Consider the following 1,192-nt stretch of genomic DNA (forward strand, 5'->3'; position numbering starts at 1 on the left):
TCCCGGGTGGGGTTTCTGACGAGCTTGTTAACGAGGGCCATTGTTTCACCCCTATAGGGATCGCTTTTTTTCTCGCAAAGCCGGATCACCTTTTTGTTGTCTGCCCTCAGTACTTTTGTAATGGCCTCCAACAGCGTGGTCTTGCCGGTTCCCTTGGGCCCATCTAGAGATACAAACAGCGGACGATTCATTCTTCACATAACGATAGATGTACGTTTTTTTTGCCCGGTTCGCTCGCTGAAACCGCTTGGCGCGACTACGCGAATCGAGTGGGGGCCCCTTATGAACAGACATTGATGAACACTCTAACCCGGTTTCTGGCTGACGGGTCTCAAAATCCTGGAGGTCGTAATCGGCGCTACGGAATAATCGCAACCTTCATCACGCCATCCCTTTGATGAGCAAACAACTCATACGCCGCTTYGATGTCATCCAGCTTGTAGCGATGAGTCACCAGCGGCGATTTAAATTGACCACTTGGGTAGCGCCCAGTTGTTTAGCGACGCTCATGCGCTCGGCCACCGCATCAACGCCGATAATCGTGGTCGCGCCTTTAAGGCGTGCACCGGCCACCGCGCGGAGCCAAATTGGTCCCAGGGCGAACACCGCGACGGTATCGTCGATCTCCACCCCTCCTCGCTCGGCACCGGAACATCCGGTGGACATGATGCCCAGGCACATCAGCACTTGTTCGTCGGTCAGACCATCCGGTATCGAACATAGATTGGCCAACGCATCCGGCACCAACACGTATTCAGCCTGAATTGAAGGCGCGCTCTCGCATTCTGTGGCTGCCGCAAAAGATGCCAGGCGCTAATACCGGCCACTAAGGTCGCAGTGCCTAGAAATGCCGCCAGCGTCATGTGGACCAGGCGATAAGGAAACGATGGGTTGAAAATGATCGCCACCAATGCTCGGCAACGAAACGGCCATCGGTGCCAATGGCGAATCCGGCGGGCCAGGAGTTGGCCGACAGTATCCAAAACGCGCTGATCAACGATCCTACGGCTACCGCACAGGTGGCAAAGAAATGCAGTCGAGGGCCGACCTTCTTCAGTCCGAACAGCATGATACCCAAGAAGCCCGCCTCCAGAAAAAAGGCGGCGAGCACGTCGTAGAACATCAACGGGCCCAGGATATCGCCCGCTTGGGTGGACAGTCGCGACCAGTTGAGTCCGAACTAGTACTCCAG

The 1,192-nt window shown here is 55.7% G+C and carries 1 protein-coding gene and 2 pseudogenes; all 3 read right to left on the reverse strand.

Annotated features, from left to right (window positions below; all coding sequences use genetic code 11):
* On the reverse strand, window positions 1-191 hold a 191-nt coding region (locus AC1DRJ_RS28590; RefSeq protein ID WP_477805097.1), incomplete at its 3' end, for an AAA family ATPase.
* Between the two features lie 167 nt (window positions 192-358).
* Window positions 359-762 (reverse strand): annotated as a pseudogene (locus AC1DRJ_RS28595) (MDR/zinc-dependent alcohol dehydrogenase-like family protein); the annotation flags it as partial.
* Window positions 699-1,123, reverse strand: a pseudogene (locus AC1DRJ_RS28600) (cytochrome ubiquinol oxidase subunit I). The pseudogenes AC1DRJ_RS28595 and AC1DRJ_RS28600, both read right to left, overlap by 64 nt.
* Window positions 1,124-1,192 lie beyond the last annotated feature (69 nt).

This window comes from Pseudomonas sp. P5_B2 (assembly GCF_056400445.1).